We start from the raw sequence: 20,436 nt of genomic DNA, 5'->3' as shown, positions 1-20,436 counted from the left end.
GACCGCAAAGGGTGTTTTCGGTTTCGCGGTGTATGTGTCACCAATTCGACCCGGTGCAGGCATTGCAACCACAACCGCGCTCGGGCAAGAAGGGCGGCAACTAAGACGGGGGCCCCTGTGATCGAGCTGGAAAATGTCAGCTACACCTATGGTGAAGGAGAGCTGCTGAGCGATGTCTCACTGCAGTTGCAGCCGGGATCCTTTCACTTTCTGACCGGCCCATCGGGTGCGGGTAAAACCACCTTGCTCAAGCTTTGTTATGGCGCACTGGTGCCTACGTCCGGGCGGCTTAGGGCATTAGAACAGGACGTGGCAAGGCTAGACCGGGATCAGATGGCCCTGTTACGTCGCAGAATCGGTGTCGTGCATCAGAATTGCCAGTTTCTGGACCATATGACAGTGGTTGAGAATGTGGCTTTACCGTTGATGGTTTCAGGACAAGCCGAAGCGGCAAAGCGAGAGGACCTGAGCGAGCTTTTGTCTTGGGTCGGGTTGGGTTCGCGTTTGGACGCGCTTCCACCGGAACTTTCGGGCGGCGAACGCCAACGAGCCGCACTGGCCCGTGCCGTGATCCTGTCGCCGGATGTGGTGCTTGCTGATGAACCGACTGGCAACGTGGATTGGGAGATGTCGCAACGTCTGCTGCGCCTGCTGGTTGAATTGAACAAAATGGGCAAGACCATTCTGATCGCCACTCATGATCTGAGCCTGATCCGTGCTGCGAAAAGTCTTGTACAGGCGCGCGTTTTAAGGATCTCAAGTCGTCAAGTTCAGCTCGCGGGGGCGGATCTATGAGCAACGGAATGATCCGAAACCTGCTAAAACGGGATGCACGCGCAGACCGCGTTGTACCACCTACGGGTTACACCGCCCAACTAACTCTGTTCGTATCGGGTGCAATGGCATTTCTTGCGGTGTTTGCGTTGGCTTTATCCCTGGCTTCCGGGCGTTTGGCAGATCGCTGGGCAACTGAACTGGCAGGTGCTGCGACCCTTCGTATCAACGCACCTGCGGACCAGCTTGCTGCCCAGACCGAAGCCGCCTTGACCGTTCTAAGTCAAACCCCCGGTGTTGCTTCCGCCCGGGCCTTGACGAACGAGGAGCAGGCCGCACTGCTGTCCCCTTGGTTCGGATCGGATTTACCGCTGGATACGTTGCCTATCCCTCAGCTGATCGAAATCATCGAGGGCGAGCCGGGCCTTGACGCGGCCGGTCTTCGTCTGCGTCTAGGGGCAGAAGTGCCGGGCGCGGTGCTGGACGACCATACGCGATGGCGCGAGCCACTGGTGGATGCGGCAGTGTCACTACGTCGGTTGGGTTGGGTCTCGATCCTGCTCATTGGCGGCGCGACTGCTGCGATGATTACTCTGGCAGCAAACTCTTCGCTGGCAGCCAATGCGCAAATCATTGAGGTGCTGCGCCTGGTCGGTGCCCGCGACGGGTTTATTGCCCGGGCTTTTGTCCGGCGGTTTACCTATCGGGCTTTTTTTGGCGCAGTGGTCGGGGTTCTGCTGGGCATGACAGGGGTGCTGTTGTTGCCCGAAGCCTCGGATGAGGGCGGTTTTCTGACCGGTCTTGGGTTTCAGGGGATCGGGTGGTTGTTGCCTGCGCTGATTCCCCTGTTGGGCGCGACGGTTGCTTTTTTTGCGACTTGGGCTGCGTCCAGCCGTAAATTGAAGGAGCTTTCGTGATGGCCACAGTGTTTCAATGGGTCCGGTCGCTGATTTTCATGATCGTGATCTATGCCTGGATGCTGATCCTGGGCGTCGTGTTTGCGCCTTACGCCCTGTTCGCCAAACGCGGTGCTTTGCAGGCCTGCAAAACTTATGCGCGCACAACCCTTTGGTTGGCCCGATGGATGGTAGGTATCAAAACCGAGGTGCGCGGGGCCGTGCCTGTGGACGAAGTGGTCATCGGCGCCAAGCATCAATCCTTCCTCGACATTATTATCATTTTCGATGCCATTCCCCATGGCAAGTTCATCATGAAGAAAGAGCTGCTTTGGACACCGGTGATCGGCATGTACGCCCGTCGACTTGGGTGTATTCCGGTTGATCGCGGCAAAAAGGGTGCAGCAGTGGCCAAGATGGTCAAAGATGTCGCCAAAGAGTTCACGGAGCCCGGGCAGTTGGTGATCTACCCACAGGGAACGCGTGTCGCGCCCGGCGTGCAAAAGCCTTATAAAGTAGGGACAGCGGTCCTTTACGAAGGGCTGGGTTTTCCTTGTGTACCGGTGGCAACCAACGCCGGTGTTTTCTGGCCGCGCACAGGTGTTTTGCGCAAACCGGGGCTGGCCATTGTAGACTTTCTAGACCCAATTGAGCCGGGCGTCGCGCGCAACGCGTTTCTGGGGCGATTGGAAGACGTCATTGAGACACGGTCCAATACACTGATGAAAGAAGTGGGATTTGATCCAGATGGAGTTCATTGAGGATATTGAAACGCTCGAAGGGCTCTATGGTACACCTGGTGCACCTTCTTTGCGTAAAGTTGTAAATAGACTGACGCCACTTTATCGCAAATGGATCATGACCTCGCGGCTGTGCATTCTTAGTACCGTGGGACCCGAAGGCGTAGACGGCAGCCCCAGGGGCGATGATGGTCCTGCGGTGTTGGAGCTTGATCAAAATACACTGGCGCTTCCGGATTGGCGCGGGAATAACCGTTTGGATTCGCTGCGCAATATCGTGCGAGATCCGCGCGTGGCGCTGATGTTTCTGGTATCGGCGTCCAACAACGTGGTGCGCGTGAATGGTACGGCCCGGTTGACTACGGATGCAGACCTGCGCGCCCGATTTGAAAAACACGGCAAACAACCAGCCACGGTTATCGTCATCGAAATCAATGAAATCTACACGCAATGCGCCCGTGCGCTGATGCGGGCCAAAATTTGGACTTCGGGTGATAACACAGCCGAACTGCCTAGCATTGGCGAGATTTTAGCCGAGGCAAGCCAAGGTGAGGAAGGTGGCGCGCGCTACGATTCTGAATGGGGTGCGCGCGCCGCAAAGACGATGTGGTGAAAGCAAGCACTATATGGCCGCCGCGCCTATTTTAGCGACCTTGGAAATCCAGCGGTCCACACTTCCGGGTTTTGGATAGCTTGCACCCGAAAAATAAGTGAAGCGGGTCGGTTTGAAGCCGACAAAGCCCAAAATCTGATCCCGAACCTGCCGAATGAGAGCTTGCCGATAGATCAAGCGCATGAACCAACCCGGTGTGTCGCTTGTTAGGATCACACGTGCCGTGCGACCACTCAGCATCGGAGCAGGGAAACCAATCTTGGTCGTGTTCCTTGTGTCGAACGTTCGCCCCGGGATGAACATCCGGTCAATTAGCCCTTTCAGTTTCGCCGGCAACCCGCCCCACCACATCGGTGTCGTCAGCACCAAGTGCTCGCTCCACTCGAAGTCCTGAAGCACTTTTTCCAGTGCAGGTTCTAGCGGTTTGAAATCGTGGTAGTTGCCCTGCCCGAAGTCGTGATCGAATTGCAAATCGCTCAGGTGGACTATTCGGACTTCGTGCCCATGCTCTTGGGCGGCGTCACTGTAGGTTTGTGCAAAAGTTCGGGACAAGCTGCTTTCGGCAGGGTGCCCATTAAGGATTAGGATTTTCTTGCGTTGCATTGGGGAACTCCAAAAATGACCGTGGTCATTTTATAGAATCAAAAAATGACCGCGGTCAATTAAAAATTTGACCATGGTCAAAAAACATGCAAATTGGACCCATGCAAAAGACGACTCAAAAACGTACCCTCAAAACTCGGGCTAATCTGATCGCCGCCTCAGAGCAGGTTATTCAAAGGTCTGGCTACGAAGCTTTGAGAGTAGAAGAGGTCGTTCAGACCGCCGGGGTCGCCAAAGGTACCTTCTTTGCCCATTTCCGTGACAAAGACGCGCTGATGGAAATACTGATCGCGGCAAAACTAAATGCTTGTCTGGATCAGTCAGAAGCGGGAACAGCCCCCAAAACGGTCTCGGAGATCGTCGCTGCCCTTGCGCCGGTGCACAGTTTCATGACGTCCGAACGGTATGTGTTCGACCTGTTGATCAGATATTCAGGTGCGACAGCTATCTCAGACGTGGGCCCGATAGCATATTGTTTTGAAAGGTACTTTCGCGTCGTGATGATGTGGCTCGACGATGCGGAATTCCGAAAGGACGTTTCATCAGATCTTTTGGCTGAAGGTGTACAAGCCTTTGCCATTCAGGCCATGTCCCTGAGGTTCTGCGCTTTGCACTCGGCACAAACATTCACTGACAGGCTGGAAGTGTATCTGGACGCTTGGTTGACCCCGGCAACATAAGCGCTGCCGAGGTCAATTTGGTTAACTGTGGATAGGACCGTCGCCACAAGCCAAAGCGGCCTCGCGTACGGCTTCCGAATAGGTCGGGTGGGCGTGGCAGGTCAGGGCCAGATCTTCGGCAGATGCCCCAAATTCCATCGCAACGCAAACCTCGTGGATCAAGTCACCCGCCGCCGGACCTATAATGTGGCAGCCCAGAATGCGGTCGGTTTCCTTGTCGGCTAGGATTTTCACAAACCCGTCCGTCATCAAGTTTGCCTTGGCGCGACCGTTCCCCATGAAGTTGAATTTCCCAACTTTGTAGGCGCGGCCTTGTGCCTTGAGAGTTTCTTCGGTTTCACCAACGTTGGCGACTTCTGGCCATGTGTAGATCACGCCCGGAATAACGCCATAATTGACGTGGCCGTGTTTGCCCGCGACCTGCTCGGCGACTGCCAGGCCTTCGTCTTCGGCCTTGTGGGCCAACATCGGGCCTTCGGTCACATCGCCGATGGCATAGATACCTGGCACATTGGTCTGCCAATCGGCTCCAACCTTAATTTGTCCGCGCTGGGTCATTTCGACGCCCAGAGCGTCCAGACCCAAACCGTCCGAGAACGGCTTGCGGCCAGTGGCGACCAGTACCGTATCGGCTTCGACCACATGTTCGCTGTCATCCTTGCGCAGCTTGTAGGTGACTTTCGCCTTGGTTTTTGTGGCCTCGGTCTTTTGAACCGCAGCGCCCATGACAAATTTCAGACCCTGCTTTTTGAGGATTCGCTGGAATGTCTTTTGCACCTCTGGGTCCATACCCGGAGTGATAACATCAAGGAACTCGATTACGGTGACTTCAGCGCCCAGACGCTGATAGACCGAGCCCAATTCCAGACCGATCACGCCCGCGCCGATCACGACCATCTTTTTGGGAACCTTGCCCAGCGTTAATGCTCCGGTCGAAGTTACGACGACCTTCTCGTCCACCTCGACACCAGGCAGTGAGGATGCCTCAGACCCCGAAGCGATGATAATGTTCTTAGCGGTGTGGACTTCGTCGCCCACCTTGACCTGACCCGCGCCGGGGATCGAGCCCCAACCCTTCAACCAATCGATCTTGTTCTTTTTGAACAGGAACTCGACACCTTTGGTATTTCCAAGGACAACCTCGTCCTTGTAGGCCAGCATCTGTTTCCAGTCGACCGAAGGGCTTTTGCCCTTCAAGCCCATCTTCGCAAAGTTGTGCTCGGCCTCGTGCAACTGGTGCGAAGCATGCAACAGCGCTTTGGACGGAATACATCCAACGTTCAGGCAGGTGCCGCCCAGTGTTTCGCGCCCTTCGACACAGGCGGTCTTAAGACCTAACTGCGCGCAACGGATCGCGCAAACATAGCCGCCGGGACCAGAGCCAATTACGATGACGTCATAATTTGCCATTTTATTCTCCTAGAACCCAAGGAATTAACCTTGAAAAGCGCAGCCACCGAATGGTGGCCAGCGCATAATTTTTTAAACTGGCGTCAGCACTTTGACCTGAATATGCGCAACGCCTCCACGTTCGTGGTGCATGGCTAGCTCCTCAGATTCAAGAAAACTCTGCGCGCGGTCCAGATCAGTGATCTCGAAAAGGGCGACGGCATGATCTTTTTGTTCCGGGTCTTTCCAGATGTGGAGGTCGCGGATACCCGCGGCCTCGCGCATCTTTTTGTCCTCGTTAAACACCTTCAGCCAGACATCGAAATCGGCCACATCGGCTTGCCAGAGTACATGTGTCGCCATGATTACAGATCCATCAGCAGGCGGCGCGGATCTTCCAGCGCCTCTTTGACACGAACAAGGAAGGTCACCGCGCCTTTGCCGTCAACGATCCGGTGGTCATAGGACAGCGCCAGATACATCATCGGACGGATCACGACCTGACCGTTGATTGCCATTGGACGGTCTTGGATCTTGTGCATGCCCAGAATACCCGATTGCGGGGGGTTCAGGATCGGCGAGGACATGAGCGAGCCATAGACGCCACCGTTTGAAATGGTGAAGGTGCCGCCCTGCATTTCTTCCATTGAAAGTTTGCCGTCGCGGGCGCGCTTGCCTTTCTCGGCGATGGCTTTTTCGATCTCGGCAAAGGACATCGAGTCCGCGTCGCGGATCACCGGCACCACAAGACCGGTCGGCGTACCGGCGGCCACGCCCATGTGGACGAAGTTCTTGTAGACGATGTCCGTGCCGTCAATCTCGGCGTTCACCTCGGGAACTTCTTTCAGCGCATGGCAGCAGGCTTTGGTGAAGAACGACATAAAGCCCAGACGCACGCCGTGCTTCTTTTCGAACTCGTCCTTGTACTGGCTACGCAGGGCCATCACCTCGGTCATGTCGACCTCGTTATAGGTGGTCAACATCGCTGCGGTGTTTTGGCTGTCTTTCAGGCGCTTGGCGATGGTCTGGCGTAGGCGGGTCATCTTGACCCGCTCTTCGCGGGCAGCATCGCTGGCTGCAACAGGTGCACGTGGGGCCGGAGCAGGGGCTGCTGCAGGCGCAGGGGCCGGAGTACCTGCGGTTGCCACGGCGCGCGCCACATCTTCTTTCATGATACGACCGTCGCGGCCAGTACCAGTGACCTGACCGGCGGTTAAACCGGCTTCAGCCATTGCTTTCTCCGCGGACGGAGCGTTGGCGACATCCTTACTTGCGGTAGCCTCGGCAGGTTCTGCTGCTGCGGCCGGAGCCGCCGCTGGGGCGGCAACTGCGTCAGCCCCCGAGATCACGGCCAACTTGGCTGTGGCATCCACCGTGGTGCCTTCGGGCGCTGCGATTTCCGCCAAAACTCCAGCCGCGGGGGCCGGAACCTCGACTGATACCTTGTCGGTTTCCAGTTCGCACAGCATTTCGTCCTGCGCCACGGCGTCGCCAACCTGTTTGAACCAAGTGGAAACGGTGGCCTCGGTGACGGATTCACCCAGCGTCGGCACCATCACATCGATGCTGCCACCACTTGCGGCAGGGGCGGCCTCGGCTGCGGGGGCTGGTGCTGCGGCAGGCGCTGCAGCAGCACCTTCACCTGCGGTGATAGTGGCCAGCAGCGCGTCTACGCCCACGGTTTCACCTTCGGCGGCGACAATCTCGCCCATTACGCCTGCGGCGGGAGCGGGCACCTCAACTGTGACTTTGTCGGTTTCAAGCTCACAGAGCATCTCATCCACGGCCACTGCATCACCGGGTTTCTTGAACCAGGTGGCAACCGTGGCTTCGGTCACGGATTCGCCTAGCGTAGGTACACGAACTTCAATGGTCATCGTTTATTTTCCTTCGAGGCTCAGCGCTTCGTTCACAAGCGCCTCTTGTTGAGCTTTGTGTTGGCTGGCCAGACCCGTCGCGGGCGAAGCCGAGGTTGCACGACCGACGTAGCGCGGTCTTGTACTTTTGGCACCGATACGGGTCAGTACCCATTCGATATTGGGTTCGATAAAGGTCCAGGCGCCCTGGTTTTTGGGTTCTTCCTGACACCAGAGCATTTCCGCCCCTTTGAAGCGCTCAAGCTCATTGATCAGCGAGTGGGCAGGGAAGGGGTAGAACTGTTCGATCCGCATCAGGTAGACATCGTCGATGCCGCGGGCGTCGCGTTCTTCCAGCAGGTCATAGTAGACCTTGCCGGAACACATTACGACCCGCTTGATCTTGTCATCCTTGACTAGTTTGGTGTCGGAATTGCCGTGTTGCGCATCATCCCAAAGCACCCGGTGGAAACTTGATCCGGTTGTGAATTCCTCGGCGGTGCTGACCGCAAGCTTGTGGCGAAGCAACGATTTTGGCGTCACCAGGATCAGCGGTTTGCGGAAGGTACGGTGAAGCTGACGGCGCAGAATGTGGAAATAGTTCGCGGGCGTCGTACAGTTCGCAACGATCCAGTTGTCCTGACCACACATCTGCAAGAACCGTTCAAGCCGTGCGGACGAATGCTCTGGGCCTTGGCCTTCGAAACCATGCGGCAGCAGGGTCACCAGGCCGGACATCCGCAGCCATTTGCTTTCACCTGAGCTGATGAACTGGTCGAACATGATCTGCGCGCCGTTTGCAAAATCACCGAACTGTGCTTCCCACAGGGTCAATGCGTTTGGTTCAGCCAACGAGTAGCCGTATTCAAAGCCCAGAACCGCATACTCCGAAAGCATCGAGTCGATCACGTCGTATTTTGACTGGCCTGCTCGGATGTTGTTCAGCGGGTAGTACCGTTCTTCAGTTTCCTGATGAACAAAGCCCGAGTGGCGCTGACTGAACGTGCCACGCGTCGCGTCCTGACCGGACAAGCGCACCGGGAAACCGTCGGTCAGCAATGAGCCAAATGCCAATGCTTCGCCGGTGGCCCAGTCGAAGCCTTTGCCGCTGTCGAACATTTGTTTTTTATGTTCCAACAGGCGCGCAACGGTTTTGTGAACCGCTATATCCTCGGGCGCGTGCGTTAGCGCATTGCCAACCTCTGCCAGAGTTTCCGGCGCGATCGCCGTTTCGCCGCGAACATATTCGTCCTTGTTCTTGTCCAGATGCGACCACCGCCCGTCCAGCCAGTCCGCTTTGTTCGGCTTATAGTCTTTGCCTGCCTCAAACTCATCATTGAGATGGGCCTGGAAGGCGGCCTTCATATCTTCGATCTCACCTTCCGGGATCAGGCCGTCTTTGACTAGACGCTCGGTGTACAGGCTGAGCGTGGTTTTATGGGTTTTGATCTTCTTGTACATAATCGGGTTGGTAAACATGGGCTCGTCGCCCTCGTTGTGACCAAACCGGCGGTAGCAGAAGATGTCGATGACCACATCTTTGTGGAACTTCTGGCGGAATTCGGTCGCCACCTTGGCCGCGTGCACCACGGCTTCGGGGTCGTCACCGTTCACATGGAAGATCGGCGCCTCAACCATCAGCGCAATATCGGTTGGATAGGGGCTGGAGCGGCTAAAGTGCGGCGCAGTGGTAAAGCCGATCTGGTTGTTCACCACGATATGCATAGTGCCGCCGGTCTTGTGGCCCTTCAGGCCGGATAGGCCAAAACCTTCGGCCACGACACCCTGACCGGCAAAGGCCGCGTCGCCATGCAGCAGGATGCCCATCACAGCAGTACGGTCTTCGTCGTTCAGCTGATCCTGTTTGGCGCGAACCTTGCCCAGAACCACAGGGTTCACAGCCTCAAGGTGTGAGGGGTTGGCGGTCAGCGACAGGTGCACGCTGTTGCCGTCGAATTCGCGGTCACTGGAAGCACCCAGGTGATATTTCACGTCGCCTGATCCATCCACGTCTTCGGGCTTGAAACTGCCGCCCTGGAATTCATTGAAGATTGCGCGATAGGGTTTGCGCATCACGTTGGCCAGAATGTTCAGGCGACCACGGTGCGGCATGCCAATAACGATGTCCCTTACGCCCAAGGCACCACCGCGCTTGATGATCTGCTCCATCGCGGGGATCAGGCTTTCGCCACCGTCCAAACCAAAGCGCTTGGTGCCCATGTATTTGACGTGAAGGAATTTCTCGAACCCCTCGGCCTCGACCATTTTGTTCAGGATCGCCTTTCGGCCTTCCTTGGTGAACTGGATTTCCTTGCCAAATCCTTCGATCCGTTCCTTCAGCCAAGCTGCCTGCTCGGGATCGGAAATGTGCATGTATTGCAGCGCGAAGGTGCCGCAATAGGTGCGTTTTACGATCTCGACGATCTGGCGCATGCTGGCCATCTGCAAGCCCAGCACGTTGTCGATAAATATCGGCCGGTCCATGTCGGCTTCGGTGAAGCCATAGGTCTTGGGGTCCAACTCGGGGTGGGTGCTGGCGGCACGCATGCCCAGCGGGTCCAGATCGGCGGCCAGATGGCCCCGGATCCGATAAGCCCGGATCAGCATCAGTGCCCGCAGACTGTCCAGCACAGCGCGCTTGATTTGGTCATCGCTGACCTGAACACCCTTATCCGCCGCCTTTTCCTTAATCTTTTTGCCGGCTGCTTTGGCGTCGATCTCGGCCCACTCGCCGGTCAGAGCACCAGTCAGATCATCGGCCGGCATCGGGGGCCAGTCGGTGCGCGCCCAAGACGGCCCTTCGGCCTCTTTCTGAACGTCCGGCGTGGCGTCGCCCATGGCCTTGAAGAACTCTGCCCAGGCGGCATCCACCGCGCCGGGGTTCTTGGTGTACTGGGCATAGAGCTGCTCCAGATACTCGGCATTGTGCCCCTGCATGAAGCTTGAGGCGTGGAACGCGGAATTGGGCGTATGTTCGGTCATTGGGCTACCTCATATGGGTTGGGACCGTATTGATTGGTGCCTGGTTGGCTGGGGCGGGTCAGCCACCACAGCACCAGGAGGGGCGACACAAACAGGATCAGCAGTGTCGGAATGACGATCAGCAAAGTCGCACGTGTGAACAGGATGTCCAAATTGCCACCGTGCTGGAAGCTGGACGCAAGGCCGATGCCAAAGAACATAATCGCAACTGCGCCAAGGATCAGCAGGATCGGCAGCAAGGCATACAGCCCGCTGCGTCCGGTATCATGCATCCTTCGCCACGCAACGGCGAGATGCGGGAAGAACACGATCAGGCTGACGATGCTTTGCACGGGTTGCGAGGACGTAGCGGTGACGGACTTCACCTCATCCGTCTGCGTCGTAGCGACCTGAGTGAAAAACTGCCAGTCGATGATCCCGGCGATAAAGCTCCAGATCACGATGAACAGGAAAAAGAACCAGTATTCTGGCCGTGAGGCACGACCCGAGAAGGTGAAGAACTTGGAGAAACAGGTGCGAATGGCGTCGGAGAAGGTCATGGTCGGTCTCTTCTCCTCAGTTCTCACTAGCGCAATCAAATGTCGTTTGACGCCGTCCTAACAACCAAAGATAGCTTCCCACTCGCACATCAGAGTCCAGACGGGCTGTTCCATCAAGTTGTGAGCACCACATTTCAGCTGCCGCTCGCATTTCTTGTTGGTCAATACGAATGCTGAAATATGTAAAAGCGATTTTGTCGCCGTCCAATATGTCTGTCTCGGCACCATGCACACCCGGTATGGCTCGCACGATGAACTGATCCATTGGAGTGATTTTAGTATTTTGAGCTGCGACAGATGTTCCCGAGCAAATTATCAAGACGGCAATAATCGCCCGAAGGGCACCGCCGGGCAGCGCCCGACGCGCCCCCCAGGGCGGGCGCATTTCGCCCACCCTCGGGCCGGGCGCTGCCCTCAGAGCATATGCCCGGTTCATGGTCACTTACCCAATCGCTTCCAGCACAGCCTCGCCCAGCTGCGCCGGGCTTTCGGCCACGACGATACCGGCTGAGCGCATGGCTTCGATCTTGTCCTCGGCACCGCCTTTGCCACCGGCTACAATCGCGCCTGCGTGGCCCATGCGGCGGCCCGGAGGGGCTGTGCGGCCTGCGATGAACCCGGCGGTCGGCTTTTTGCGGCCTTTCTTGGCCTCATCCGCCAGGAATTGCGCGGCTTCTTCTTCGGCCGAGCCGCCGATCTCACCGATCATGATGATCGACTCGGTTTCGTCATCGGCCAGGAACCATTCCAGCACGTCGATATGCTCGGTGCCTTTGATCGGGTCGCCGCCGATGCCCACACAGGTGGACTGGCCCAGTCCTACGTCAGTTGTCTGTTTCACGGCTTCATAAGTAAGTGTACCTGAACGGCTTACAACACCCACGCTGCCGCGCTTGTGGATGTGGCCGGGCATGATACCGATCTTGCAGGCGTCGGGCGTAATGACGCCGGGGCAGTTCGGGCCGATCAGGCGCGAGTTTGAGCCTTCCAGCGCGCGCTTCACTTTCATCATGTCCAGAACCGGGATGCCTTCGGTGATGCAGACGATCACTTCCATCTCGGCGTCAATCGCTTCGAGGATCGAGTCCGCCGCGAAGGGCGGTGGCACGTAAATCACCGAGGCATTGGCTTCGGTCACGTGCTTGGCTTCGTGGACTGAATTGAACACGGGCAGGCCCAGATGTTCCATCCCGCCTTTGCCGGGGGTCACGCCGCCGACCATCTTGGTGCCATAAGCAATGGCCTGTTCGCTGTGGAATGTGCCCTGCGAGCCGGTAAAGCCCTGACAGATCACTTTGGTGTTTTCGTCGATGAGTACGGCCATTAGTATTTTCCTCGATGTGTCTCTGAGCCAATATCAAGCTTGATTGGCCCTAATCTTTCATATGTTCCGGAAACTTCGGTCAAATGCGGGATCGGTTCTACGCCTTCTCCAACAAATGGACCCGGGGTAAGCTGGAGCCAAAGAACACGGCTATCGACGCGATCAACTTTGCACTTCGCAGAGATATTGTATGCTTTTTTCAGGGTTATTCCTGCGACGGGCCATCCCATGTCGGACTGACCATCAAATGCCGTTATGCTGAACCACGTCAGAGTTTCGTAGCGATTTAAAGCTGAGTTAGCTTTGCTTTCAGAATCAACTTCCAAACCGGCAAACATTTCATTCTGTTGGTCGAACCAATCATACAAAAAATAAATGCAAGCTGACTGCGCTTCTGATGGCTGACTGGACAACTCCCGTTCCCAATTGAAGTACCAATAGGTCTCAGCGCGAAGTGGCATCACGCTCAGACCTAATAACGCGAGAATTGAAAACGAAAGTTTCAAATCTCTACCCCTTAACCGCCTTCACGATCTTCTCGGCGCCGTCTTTCAGGTTGTCCGCCGCGATCACGTCTAGGCCAGAGGTGTTGATGATCTCTTTGCCCTTCTCGACATTCGTGCCTTCCAGACGCACGACCAGCGGAACCTGCAGGCCGACCTCTTTCACCGCGGCGACAACGCCTTCGGCAATGACGTCACAGCGCATGATGCCGCCGAAGATGTTGACCAGAATGCCTTTGACGTTCGGGTCCGAGGTGATGATCTTGAACGCCTCGGTCACTTTCTCTTTGGTGGCACCGCCGCCCACGTCGAGGAAGTTGGCAGGCTCGGCGCCATACAGCTTGATGATGTCCATTGTGGCCATCGCCAGACCGGCACCGTTCACCATGCAGCCGATCTCACCATCCAGCGCGATGTAGTTCAGATCGTACTTGGAGGCTTCCAGTTCCTTGGGATCTTCCTCGGTCGTGTCGCGCAGCTCGGCGATGTCTGGGTGGCGGTAAACCGCGTTGCCGTCAAAGCCCAGCTTGGCGTCCAACACCTTGAGGTCGCCGCCTTCGGCAACGATCAGCGGGTTGATTTCCAGCATCTCCATGTCCTTCTCGACGAAGGCTTTGTAGAGGATTCCCATCAGACGCACACATTGCTTGATCTGCGCACCTTCCAGACCCAGCGAAAAGGCGATGCGACGGCCATGATAAGGCTGATAACCGGTCGCGGGATCAACCGAGAAGGACAGGATTTTCTCGGGCGTCTCAGCGGCCACTTCTTCGATATCCATGCCACCCTCGGTCGAGCAGACGAACGAGATGCGGCTGGTCTGGCGATCCACCAGCAGAGCAAGGTAAAGTTCGCGTTCAATGCCGGAACCGGCCTCGATATAGATTCGGTTGACTTGCTTGCCCGCCGGACCGGTCTGATGCGTGACCAGCGTGCGGCCCAGCATCTTCTTGGCTTCGTCAGCGGCTTCTTCAACCGATTTGGTCAGACGGACACCGCCTTTTTCACCAGCGTCGGCCTCTTTGAAAGACCCCTTGCCGCGACCCCCTGCGTGGATTTGCGCTTTGACAACCCAAAGCGGGCCATCCAGTTCACCAGCTGCGGTTTTGGCTTCCTCGGCGCGCAGAACCGCGCGACCTTCGGAGACCGGTGCGCCATAGCTGCGAAGTAGAGCTTTGGCCTGATATTCGTGAATGTTCATCAACACTGTCCCGTCTGACTACGATTAATCAGTTATAGAGGGTCGTAGAGCACAAATATAAAGGGCTTTTTGACGACTCAGTGCTTTTTCACGAAGTTTTTCGTGATTTGTGATCACAGTATTTTGGGGTGTGATCACAAAATGTGAGACCCCCTTTTTTGATTCGATTCTCTGCCAGCCAAAGGGATCGCTGCGCAAACTGCAAGGGACACCAAAGAAACTGGCTAAGCAACTCTTTAGGCAAGATGTATTGTAAAGCGTTTAAGATACGCGTTCGAAGATGTAGAAATCCGCAAACGATGTATTATCGGGGTCTTCAGGGTCAAACGGGTAGCGGTTGGGAATACGCTCGACGATACGGAACCCGGGCCTGTGTGTTTCGACCCAATCGGTAAAGAGTCTGTGCCGAACATGTTTCCGAGTGTGTTTTTCGTCTTTGTTTGATGAATAAATGATTACGAAACGCGTCGATGCGTCAAAAAGCGTTTCCATGTACTTGGTGAAAACGTCATCTTCAACCAGATGATAAATAACATCGAGAGAGAGAGTTAGATCAGCTTTTCGACGATCATAATCAAGGACGTTTTCGAAGGTTTTGGTTGCGTCCTCTGCGAATTTTTCCCGGCAGCTATCCACGGCTGTTTGCGAAACGTCGATGCCTAGGTACTCAGGGTATTTTGCCAAGGAGAGCTGGTTGCCGTCGCCAGAGCCAAACTCGATTACAAAGCTTAAACCGTGATTTGCCACAAATTCGTTCAGCACGCTTGCTTTGAATTCCGCAAGACGCCCATAACTTCCAGCTCCTGAATTGCGCCCGAGATGATATCTTTCTTCCCAATATTGATCCGAAGTTGAAAACTCGAGGCGCTTTTTTTGCGAGGTGTCTGGGCTGTCTTCATTAGATCGAAATTGGTTCCGCGCTTTTGACGGAAGGGGAATCCATGCAAGAAAATTCTTCAGGGCTCTATTTCGCATATTTTGCCTACTTGTAAGTGGATTTAAAGCGCCAATGCACCTGACTTAGATGTATGGGACAAACTTGCATTTATATAGTGCTTCTTATGGTAACTAAGACTACAGACGCCATCAATATGAGTTGTGTCTTATACTCAACATATCGAACTTAAGTAGACATTGGTTTGAGGCGATTGCTGCCTAAAGATTCCTTGCGTCGAGACGGGTTTGCCCAAAAAAGCCCCACGGTACAGCGCGGGGCCTTGGGTCTTATTTGTTACTGGCCATGATGAGCACTAGCGGTCGTGACCTGCGCTGGATGTTACGCCAACGAGCTGTCGATACCTTTGCACGCTTCGATCAGACCTTTAACGGCGTTGACCGAGTTGTCGAAGCCGGCTTGCTCGTCTTCGTTCAGCTTGATGTCGACGATACGTTCGATGCCGCCAGCACCGATCACAGTGGGAACGCCGACATACATGCCATCTACGCCGAATTCGCCATTACAGTGAGCGGCGCAAGGCAGAACGCGTTTTTGGTCTTTCAGGTAGGCCTCGGCCATTTCAATCGCCGAAGTGGCGGGCGCGTAATAGGCCGAGCCGGTTTTCAGCAGGCCGACAATCTCGGCGCCGCCGTCGCGGGTGCGTTGAACGATGGCGTCCAGCTTGTCCTGCGTGGTCCAGCCCATCTCGACCAGATCAGGCAGCGGGATACCCGCAACGGTCGAGTAGCGAACCGACGGTACCATGGTATCGCCGTGACCGCCCAGAACGAATGCTGTGACGTCGCGCATCGACACGTTGAACTCTTCCGCCAAGAAATGTGCGAAACGGGCCGAGTCCAATACGCCAGCCATGCCGCAGACCTTGTTGTGCGGCAGGCCTGAGAATTCACGCAGAGCCCAGACCATTGCGTCCAGCGGGTTGGTGATGCAGATCACGAACGCGTCGGGCGCGTGGGCGGCAATGCCTTCACCAACCGACTTCATGACTTTCAGGTTGATGCCCAGCAGGTCATCACGGCTCATGCCCGGTTTGCGCGCCACACCGGCGGTGACAATGCAAACGTCCGCGCCAGCGATGTCGGCATAGTCGCTGGTGCCAGACATGGCAGCGTCGAACCCTTCGGAGGGGCCGGATTCAGCGATGTCGAGTGCCTTGCCTTGCGGCAGGCCGTCGGCGATGTCGAACAGGACAACGTCGCCCAGTTCTTTAACAGCTGCGAGATGGGCAAGCGTGCCACCGATGTTCCCCGCGCCAATCAACGCGATCTTGGGTCTGGCCATTTGGATTATCTCCGGTCGGTTTTGAAATCGCGGTTGTGCTAGTCGTTTAAAGGGGTTCTTGCAAGTGCTACTAGGCGCGGCATGCAACCGCATACCGTTTGCAAATGGGGCGGTGGTTGCGCTAAACGGCCAATAAGACAAGCCTATAACCGGGATGCTGCATGTTCGAACTGAACTTGATGTTTTTTGCTGTGGCGATCCCGGCAGTGATCTTTGCTGGCATCTCCAAGGGTGGGTTCGGCTCTGGCGTGGCCTTTGCTTCGTCGTCGATTCTGGCCTTGATATTAGAGCCGGGGCAGGCGCTCGCGCTTATGTTGCCTATTCTTATGGTGATCGATCTGGCAACGCTTGGACCCTATTGGAAGCGCTGGAGCTGGCCAGATGCGCGTTTGTTAATCTTGGGCGGCGTTCCCGGGGTGGCTTTGGGGGCGTGGCTGTATCGCGCCACGGATGACGACCTACTGCGACTTTTGATAGGGGGGATTTCTGTCGGTTTTGTTGTCTGGCACATCGCCCAAAGCAAAGGCCTGATCCGGGGTTTTACGAACCGCTTGCCGCCACCTGCAGGTCTTTTCGCAGGGCTAGTCGCTGGTTTCACCAGTTTCGTCAGCCATGCCGGAGGCCCGCCTGCAGCTGTGTATCTGTTGTCTCAAAGGCTGACAAAAACCGAGTTCCAAGCCTCAACCGTGCTTGTGTTCTGGGTCATCAATTTCGCAAAATTTGTGCCCTACGCCTATCTGGGTCTGTTTACTTGGCACACCGCATGGGCAGATTTGCTGCTGACACCCTTTGCGATACTCGGTGCCTGGCTGGGCGTTCGGGCGCATTTCATGCTGTCCGAGCGCCTGTTCTTTGGCATTGCATATGTGCTGCTGACTCTGACAGGCAGCAAACTGATCTGGGACGCGCTTACTTAAACGTTTGGCGGCAGTGCCTTTTTAGTCTGTTCATAGGCTTGCCCCGAAGCGACGAGACAGGTGATCCCATCTGGCAAAGTCGCCGTGATCGTCCAGCTGCCGGTTTGATCCGAGGCATAGATCTCCATCACTGCGCCCTGCTGTGCGATCCCGATCCCGCGGCGCGTCTCGCCGTGAATTTCCGCCAATCTTTTAACAACGTCCTCACGTGGGCCACAGGAACGCGCCTGAACCTGTTGTGCGGCTAGGACAATGATTCCAAGGCCCATCGTCATCTTGAGTAGTGTCTTGTGCATCGGCGAACCCTCTCGTTTTCATAAGGTCTCAGGGTGAAGTGCACAGGGCGAAATCTGGTTAAAGTGTCGAACGTTGCGTCCTGAATGCTGCAGCGCGGCGATTTTCTTCTTGAACTTTCCGGAAAAAAGTGCCCCTTTTCGCGCAACATTCTTTCAAAGGGAGAGGCCAATGGACCCTCGTCAGCGACCTTATCGCTCAGTCCTGTATATACCTGGGTCCCGTGATCGGGCGCTGGACAAGGCGCGGACTTTGGCCGTGGACGCCATTATCTTTGACCTTGAAGACGCGGTTGCGGCGGATGAGAAAGTCAACGCTCGTGGCACGCTCGGCGCAGCACTTTCGTCAGGGGGGTACGGTCAGCGCGTCAAGATCGTGCGCATAAACGGGCTGGATACTGAATGGGGTCGGGCAGATGCCGAGGCCGTGCGCGAGATGGATGCGGACGTGGTGTTGTTGCCCAAGGTGAATTCCGCTGCCGATGTGGATGCTCTGGCTGCGATCACCAGTGACATGCCGATCTGGGCGATGATGGAGACCCCGCGCGGTATGTTGAATGCCGCAGAAATTGCCGCGCACCCGCTGATGACCGGTTTTGTCATGGGGACCAACGATTTGGCCAAAGACCTGCAAACCCGGTTCCGCCCGGACCGCCTGCCACTGATGACTTCGCTGGGGCTTTGCCTGCTGGCCGCCAAAGCCGAAGGGCTGATCATCGTCGACGGGGTTTATAACGCGTTCAAGGACAATGACGGTCTGGCTGCGGAGTGTGAACAAGGCCGTGACATGGGCTTTGATGGCAAAACGCTGATCCATCCGGCGCAGATCGATGTCACAAACGCAGCCTTTGCGCCGTCCGAAGCCGAAATCGACCTTGCCCGTCGTCAGATCGCAGCCTTTGAAGAAACCGAGTCGCAAGGGCAGGGCGTCGCTGTTGTCGACGGGAAGATTGTTGAAAACCTGCATGTTGTAACTGCGCGCGAAACTCTGGCAAAAGCAGAGGCGATTTCAGCTTTGCAAGCGGGGTAAGCCAGCATGGGCTTTGTTTTACTGATCCTTGGTGTGGCACTGTGGTGGGCCGCACATCTGTTCAAACGCGTGATGCCTGCGCAGCGCGCGGCAATGGGCAATGGCGGCAAAGGTGCGGTGGCGCTGGCGCTGGTGGCCGCGATTCTGCTGATGATCTTCGGGTATCGCATGACCGACACTGTGTTTGTTTGGGCCCCGCCGACCTTCCTGATCCACGTCAACAACCTTCTGGTGTTGATCGCGATCTTCTTGATGAGTCCCGCTGGAACCAAAGGCCGCCTGTTGAACAAGCTGCGCCATCCTATGCTGGGCGGGTTCAAGCTGTGGGCCTTTGCGCATCTGATGGTGAACGGCGATCTGGCCTCGATCATTCTGTTCGGCGGGTTGCTGGCTTGGGCGGTCGTCGAAGTTATCGTGATCAACAAGTCCGAGCCTAAATGGACACCCGGTGAACCCGGAACCTATGGAAAGGACGCGATGTTCTTTGTCGCGTCTATCGTGCTATTGGGCGTGATCGGTTACATACACGGGCTGGTCGGCCCGAACCCATTCGGCGGATAAGGAATAAAATTAATGACAAAACTCTATCGCCTTCTGACCGAAGAAGACACATCGGCCTTCTGTCACAAGGTTTCAGATGCACTGGCCAAAGGGTGGGAACTCTATGGCCAACCTTCCTATGCCTATGACGAAAACAGCCGAATGATGCGCTGCGCACAGGCCGTAACCAAAGAGGTCGAGGCCGACTATTCCCCTGATATGAAACTGGGACAGCAATAATGGCAAAAACAAATCCAGGTCGTTTTTTCGAAGACTATGCCGTCGGACAGGTCCTGCAACACGCGGTCCCCCGCACTGTTACCGAAGGAGAGCGGGGTCTTTACCACGCGCTCTATCCGGCACGTCACGCGCTTTATTCCTCGGACGAGTTTGCGGGTGTCTGCGGATTTGATGAAAGCCCAATCGACGATCTGGCGGCCTTCCACGTGGTTTTCGGAAAGACCGTCCCGGATGTCTCACTGAATGCGGTTGCCAATCTGGGCTATGCCGAAGGGCGTTGGTTACAGCCGGTTTACATGGGCGACACGCTGCGCGCCGTCTCTGAGGTGATCGGGGTCAAACAGAACTCGAACGGCAAGACTGGCGTGGTCTGGGTGCGGACACGTGGTTTGAACCAGATGGACGAAGTGGTTATTGAATTTGTCCGCTGGGTGATGGTGCGCAAGGCGAACCCGGATTCACCCGCGCCCGAGGCGGTTGTGCCGGACTTAAAACAGGCGCTGGCGCCAAGCGATCTGGTGATCCCCGAGGGATTGGATTTTTCAAACTACGATTTCACCTTGGCGGGAGAGCCACATCGCTGGGGCGATTACGAGGTTGGCGAAACCATTGACCACGTAGACGGTGTAACGGTCGAAGAGGCCGAGCATATGCTGGCCACTCGTCTGTGGCAGAACACCGCGAAGGTGCATTTCGACCTGAGTGCCCGGCCAGAGGGGCGGCTAATCTATGGCGGCCACGTGATCTCAATGGCACGGGCCTTGTCCTTCAACGGTCTGGCCAATGCACAGATGATTGTTGGCCTAAATGGTGGGACTCATGCCAACCCTTGTTTTGCGGGCGACACCATCAAGGCGTGGTCCGAAGTTCTGGACAAAGCCGAAACCAAGGTTCCCGGCGTAGGGGCCATCCGTTTGCGGCTGGTGGCTACCAAAGGTGGAGAGCCGTTTGATTTGAAAGACGAAGACGGACGCTATCAGCCGAATGTTCTGTTGGACCTTGATTATTGGGCGTTGATGCCGATCGGAGTCCGCTTACATTGATGTGATCGCAGTCTGCGCCAATCGTGCTAGGCTG

23 protein-coding genes are annotated in these 20,436 nt (G+C 56.2%); 10 read left to right on the top strand and 13 right to left on the bottom strand.

The window, feature by feature from the left end; genetic code table 11:
- Window positions 1-117 precede the first annotated feature (117 nt).
- From ACR0L3_RS14960 to ACR0L3_RS14945, 4 genes are read left to right on the top strand one after another with little or no spacing between them, the layout of a single operon-like run.
- Complete coding sequence (locus tag ACR0L3_RS14960; protein WP_480746562.1) at window positions 118-795, top strand: cell division ATP-binding protein FtsE; 678 nt, start codon at window positions 118-120, stop codon at window positions 793-795.
- Window positions 792-1,691, top strand: a complete 900-nt coding sequence (locus tag ACR0L3_RS14955; protein WP_480746561.1) for a cell division protein FtsX — start codon at window positions 792-794, stop codon at window positions 1,689-1,691. The genes ACR0L3_RS14960 and ACR0L3_RS14955 overlap by 4 nt, the downstream gene beginning before the upstream one ends.
- Window positions 1,691-2,431 carry a lysophospholipid acyltransferase family protein gene (locus ACR0L3_RS14950; protein ID WP_480746560.1) on the top strand — a complete coding sequence of 247 codons (741 nt, stop codon included), beginning with the start codon at window positions 1,691-1,693 and terminating at the stop codon, window positions 2,429-2,431. The genes ACR0L3_RS14955 and ACR0L3_RS14950 overlap by 1 nt, the downstream gene beginning before the upstream one ends.
- The gene (locus tag ACR0L3_RS14945) at window positions 2,418-3,023 is read left to right on the top strand and encodes a pyridoxamine 5'-phosphate oxidase family protein (RefSeq protein ID WP_480746559.1); all 606 of its coding nucleotides are present in this window, start codon (window positions 2,418-2,420) and stop codon (window positions 3,021-3,023) included. Before ACR0L3_RS14950 ends, ACR0L3_RS14945 begins: the two co-directional genes overlap by 14 nt.
- Window positions 3,024-3,032: 9 nt before the next feature.
- Here the strand turns inward: ACR0L3_RS14945 and ACR0L3_RS14940 are convergent, their stop codons facing one another.
- Window positions 3,033-3,626 carry an NAD(P)H-dependent oxidoreductase gene (locus ACR0L3_RS14940; protein WP_480746558.1) on the bottom strand — a complete coding sequence of 198 codons (594 nt, stop codon included), beginning with the start codon at window positions 3,624-3,626 and terminating at the stop codon, window positions 3,033-3,035.
- 101 nt (window positions 3,627-3,727) lie between these two features.
- Between ACR0L3_RS14940 and ACR0L3_RS14935 the strand changes: the two genes are divergently transcribed.
- On the top strand, window positions 3,728-4,306 hold the full coding sequence (locus ACR0L3_RS14935) for a TetR/AcrR family transcriptional regulator (protein ID WP_480746557.1): 579 nt from the start codon (window positions 3,728-3,730) through the stop codon (window positions 4,304-4,306).
- Window positions 4,307-4,327: 21 nt separating this feature from the next.
- Here ACR0L3_RS14935 and lpdA read toward each other — a convergent pair whose 3' ends face one another.
- The 11 genes from lpdA to mdh all read right to left on the bottom strand — a co-directional run bounded on the left by lpdA (window position 4,328) and on the right by mdh (window position 16,339).
- Window positions 4,328-5,716 carry a dihydrolipoyl dehydrogenase gene (gene lpdA / locus ACR0L3_RS14930; protein ID WP_480746555.1) on the bottom strand — a complete coding sequence of 463 codons (1,389 nt, stop codon included), beginning with the start codon at window positions 5,714-5,716 and terminating at the stop codon, window positions 4,328-4,330.
- Window positions 5,717-5,788: 72 nt separating this feature from the next.
- The gene (locus ACR0L3_RS14925) at window positions 5,789-6,058 is read right to left on the bottom strand and encodes a hypothetical protein (RefSeq protein ID WP_480746554.1); all 270 of its coding nucleotides are present in this window, start codon (window positions 6,056-6,058) and stop codon (window positions 5,789-5,791) included.
- A gap of 2 nt (window positions 6,059-6,060) precedes the next feature.
- On the bottom strand, window positions 6,061-7,572 hold the full coding sequence (odhB, locus tag ACR0L3_RS14920) for a 2-oxoglutarate dehydrogenase complex dihydrolipoyllysine-residue succinyltransferase (RefSeq protein ID WP_480746553.1): 1,512 nt from the start codon (window positions 7,570-7,572) through the stop codon (window positions 6,061-6,063).
- 3 nt (window positions 7,573-7,575) lie between these two features.
- Entirely contained in the window at window positions 7,576-10,533 is a 2,958-nt protein-coding gene (locus ACR0L3_RS14915) for a 2-oxoglutarate dehydrogenase E1 component (RefSeq protein ID WP_480746552.1), read from the bottom strand.
- Complete coding sequence (locus ACR0L3_RS14910; RefSeq protein ID WP_480746550.1) at window positions 10,530-11,072, bottom strand: DUF805 domain-containing protein; 543 nt, start codon at window positions 11,070-11,072, stop codon at window positions 10,530-10,532. The genes ACR0L3_RS14915 and ACR0L3_RS14910 overlap by 4 nt, the downstream gene beginning before the upstream one ends.
- A gap of 16 nt (window positions 11,073-11,088) precedes the next feature.
- On the bottom strand, window positions 11,089-11,457 hold the full coding sequence (locus ACR0L3_RS14905; protein ID WP_480746549.1) for a hypothetical protein: 369 nt from the start codon (window positions 11,455-11,457) through the stop codon (window positions 11,089-11,091).
- A gap of 57 nt (window positions 11,458-11,514) precedes the next feature.
- Window positions 11,515-12,396 carry a succinate--CoA ligase subunit alpha gene (sucD, locus tag ACR0L3_RS14900; protein ID WP_170522246.1) on the bottom strand — a complete coding sequence of 294 codons (882 nt, stop codon included), beginning with the start codon at window positions 12,394-12,396 and terminating at the stop codon, window positions 11,515-11,517.
- Window positions 12,396-12,902, bottom strand: a complete 507-nt coding sequence (locus tag ACR0L3_RS14895) for a hypothetical protein (protein ID WP_480746548.1) — start codon at window positions 12,900-12,902, stop codon at window positions 12,396-12,398. Before ACR0L3_RS14895 ends, sucD begins: the two co-directional genes overlap by 1 nt.
- Before the next feature lie 4 nt (window positions 12,903-12,906).
- Window positions 12,907-14,100 carry an ADP-forming succinate--CoA ligase subunit beta gene (gene sucC, locus ACR0L3_RS14890; RefSeq protein ID WP_480746547.1) on the bottom strand — a complete coding sequence of 398 codons (1,194 nt, stop codon included), beginning with the start codon at window positions 14,098-14,100 and terminating at the stop codon, window positions 12,907-12,909.
- A 261-nt stretch (window positions 14,101-14,361) separates the two neighbouring features.
- The gene (locus ACR0L3_RS14885) at window positions 14,362-14,862 is read right to left on the bottom strand and encodes a methyltransferase domain-containing protein (protein WP_480746546.1); all 501 of its coding nucleotides are present in this window, start codon (window positions 14,860-14,862) and stop codon (window positions 14,362-14,364) included.
- 514 nt (window positions 14,863-15,376) lie between these two features.
- A complete protein-coding gene (gene mdh, locus ACR0L3_RS14880) occupies window positions 15,377-16,339 on the bottom strand; it encodes a malate dehydrogenase (protein WP_480746545.1) in 963 nt (320 codons plus the stop codon).
- 161 nt (window positions 16,340-16,500) lie between these two features.
- Here mdh and ACR0L3_RS14875 point away from each other — a divergent pair, with 161 nt between their 5' ends.
- Window positions 16,501-17,256, top strand: a complete 756-nt coding sequence (locus tag ACR0L3_RS14875) for a sulfite exporter TauE/SafE family protein (protein ID WP_480746544.1) — start codon at window positions 16,501-16,503, stop codon at window positions 17,254-17,256.
- On the opposite strand, the gene ACR0L3_RS14870 is transcribed toward ACR0L3_RS14875, so the two are convergent.
- The gene (locus tag ACR0L3_RS14870) at window positions 17,253-17,552 is read right to left on the bottom strand and encodes a hypothetical protein (protein WP_480746543.1); all 300 of its coding nucleotides are present in this window, start codon (window positions 17,550-17,552) and stop codon (window positions 17,253-17,255) included. The two genes, ACR0L3_RS14875 and ACR0L3_RS14870, sit on opposite strands and share 4 nt — an antisense overlap.
- 169 nt (window positions 17,553-17,721) lie before the next feature.
- Between ACR0L3_RS14870 and ACR0L3_RS14865 the strand changes: the two genes are divergently transcribed.
- Genes ACR0L3_RS14865 through ACR0L3_RS14850 form a run of 4 tightly spaced genes read left to right on the top strand, consistent with a single transcriptional unit; the run spans window position 17,722 to window position 20,402 of the window.
- A complete protein-coding gene (locus ACR0L3_RS14865) occupies window positions 17,722-18,579 on the top strand; it encodes an HpcH/HpaI aldolase/citrate lyase family protein (protein ID WP_480746542.1) in 858 nt (285 codons plus the stop codon).
- Window positions 18,580-18,585: 6 nt separating this feature from the next.
- Window positions 18,586-19,140: an NnrU family protein gene (locus ACR0L3_RS14860; protein WP_480746541.1), complete on the top strand. Its 555-nt coding sequence runs from the start codon at window positions 18,586-18,588 to the stop codon at window positions 19,138-19,140.
- A 12-nt stretch (window positions 19,141-19,152) separates the two neighbouring features.
- Window positions 19,153-19,359 (top strand): DUF1737 domain-containing protein, encoded by a 207-nt coding sequence (locus ACR0L3_RS14855; RefSeq protein WP_480746540.1) that lies wholly within the window; start codon window positions 19,153-19,155, stop codon window positions 19,357-19,359.
- Window positions 19,359-20,402: a MaoC family dehydratase gene (locus ACR0L3_RS14850; protein WP_480746539.1), complete on the top strand. Its 1,044-nt coding sequence runs from the start codon at window positions 19,359-19,361 to the stop codon at window positions 20,400-20,402. The genes ACR0L3_RS14855 and ACR0L3_RS14850 overlap by 1 nt, the downstream gene beginning before the upstream one ends.
- Window positions 20,403-20,436: the final 34 nt, after the last annotated feature.

The organism is Ruegeria sp. CK1, assembly GCF_056536545.1.
Note: the sequence above shows the minus strand (reverse complement) of the source record. Positions and strands in the feature narration are given on the sequence as shown.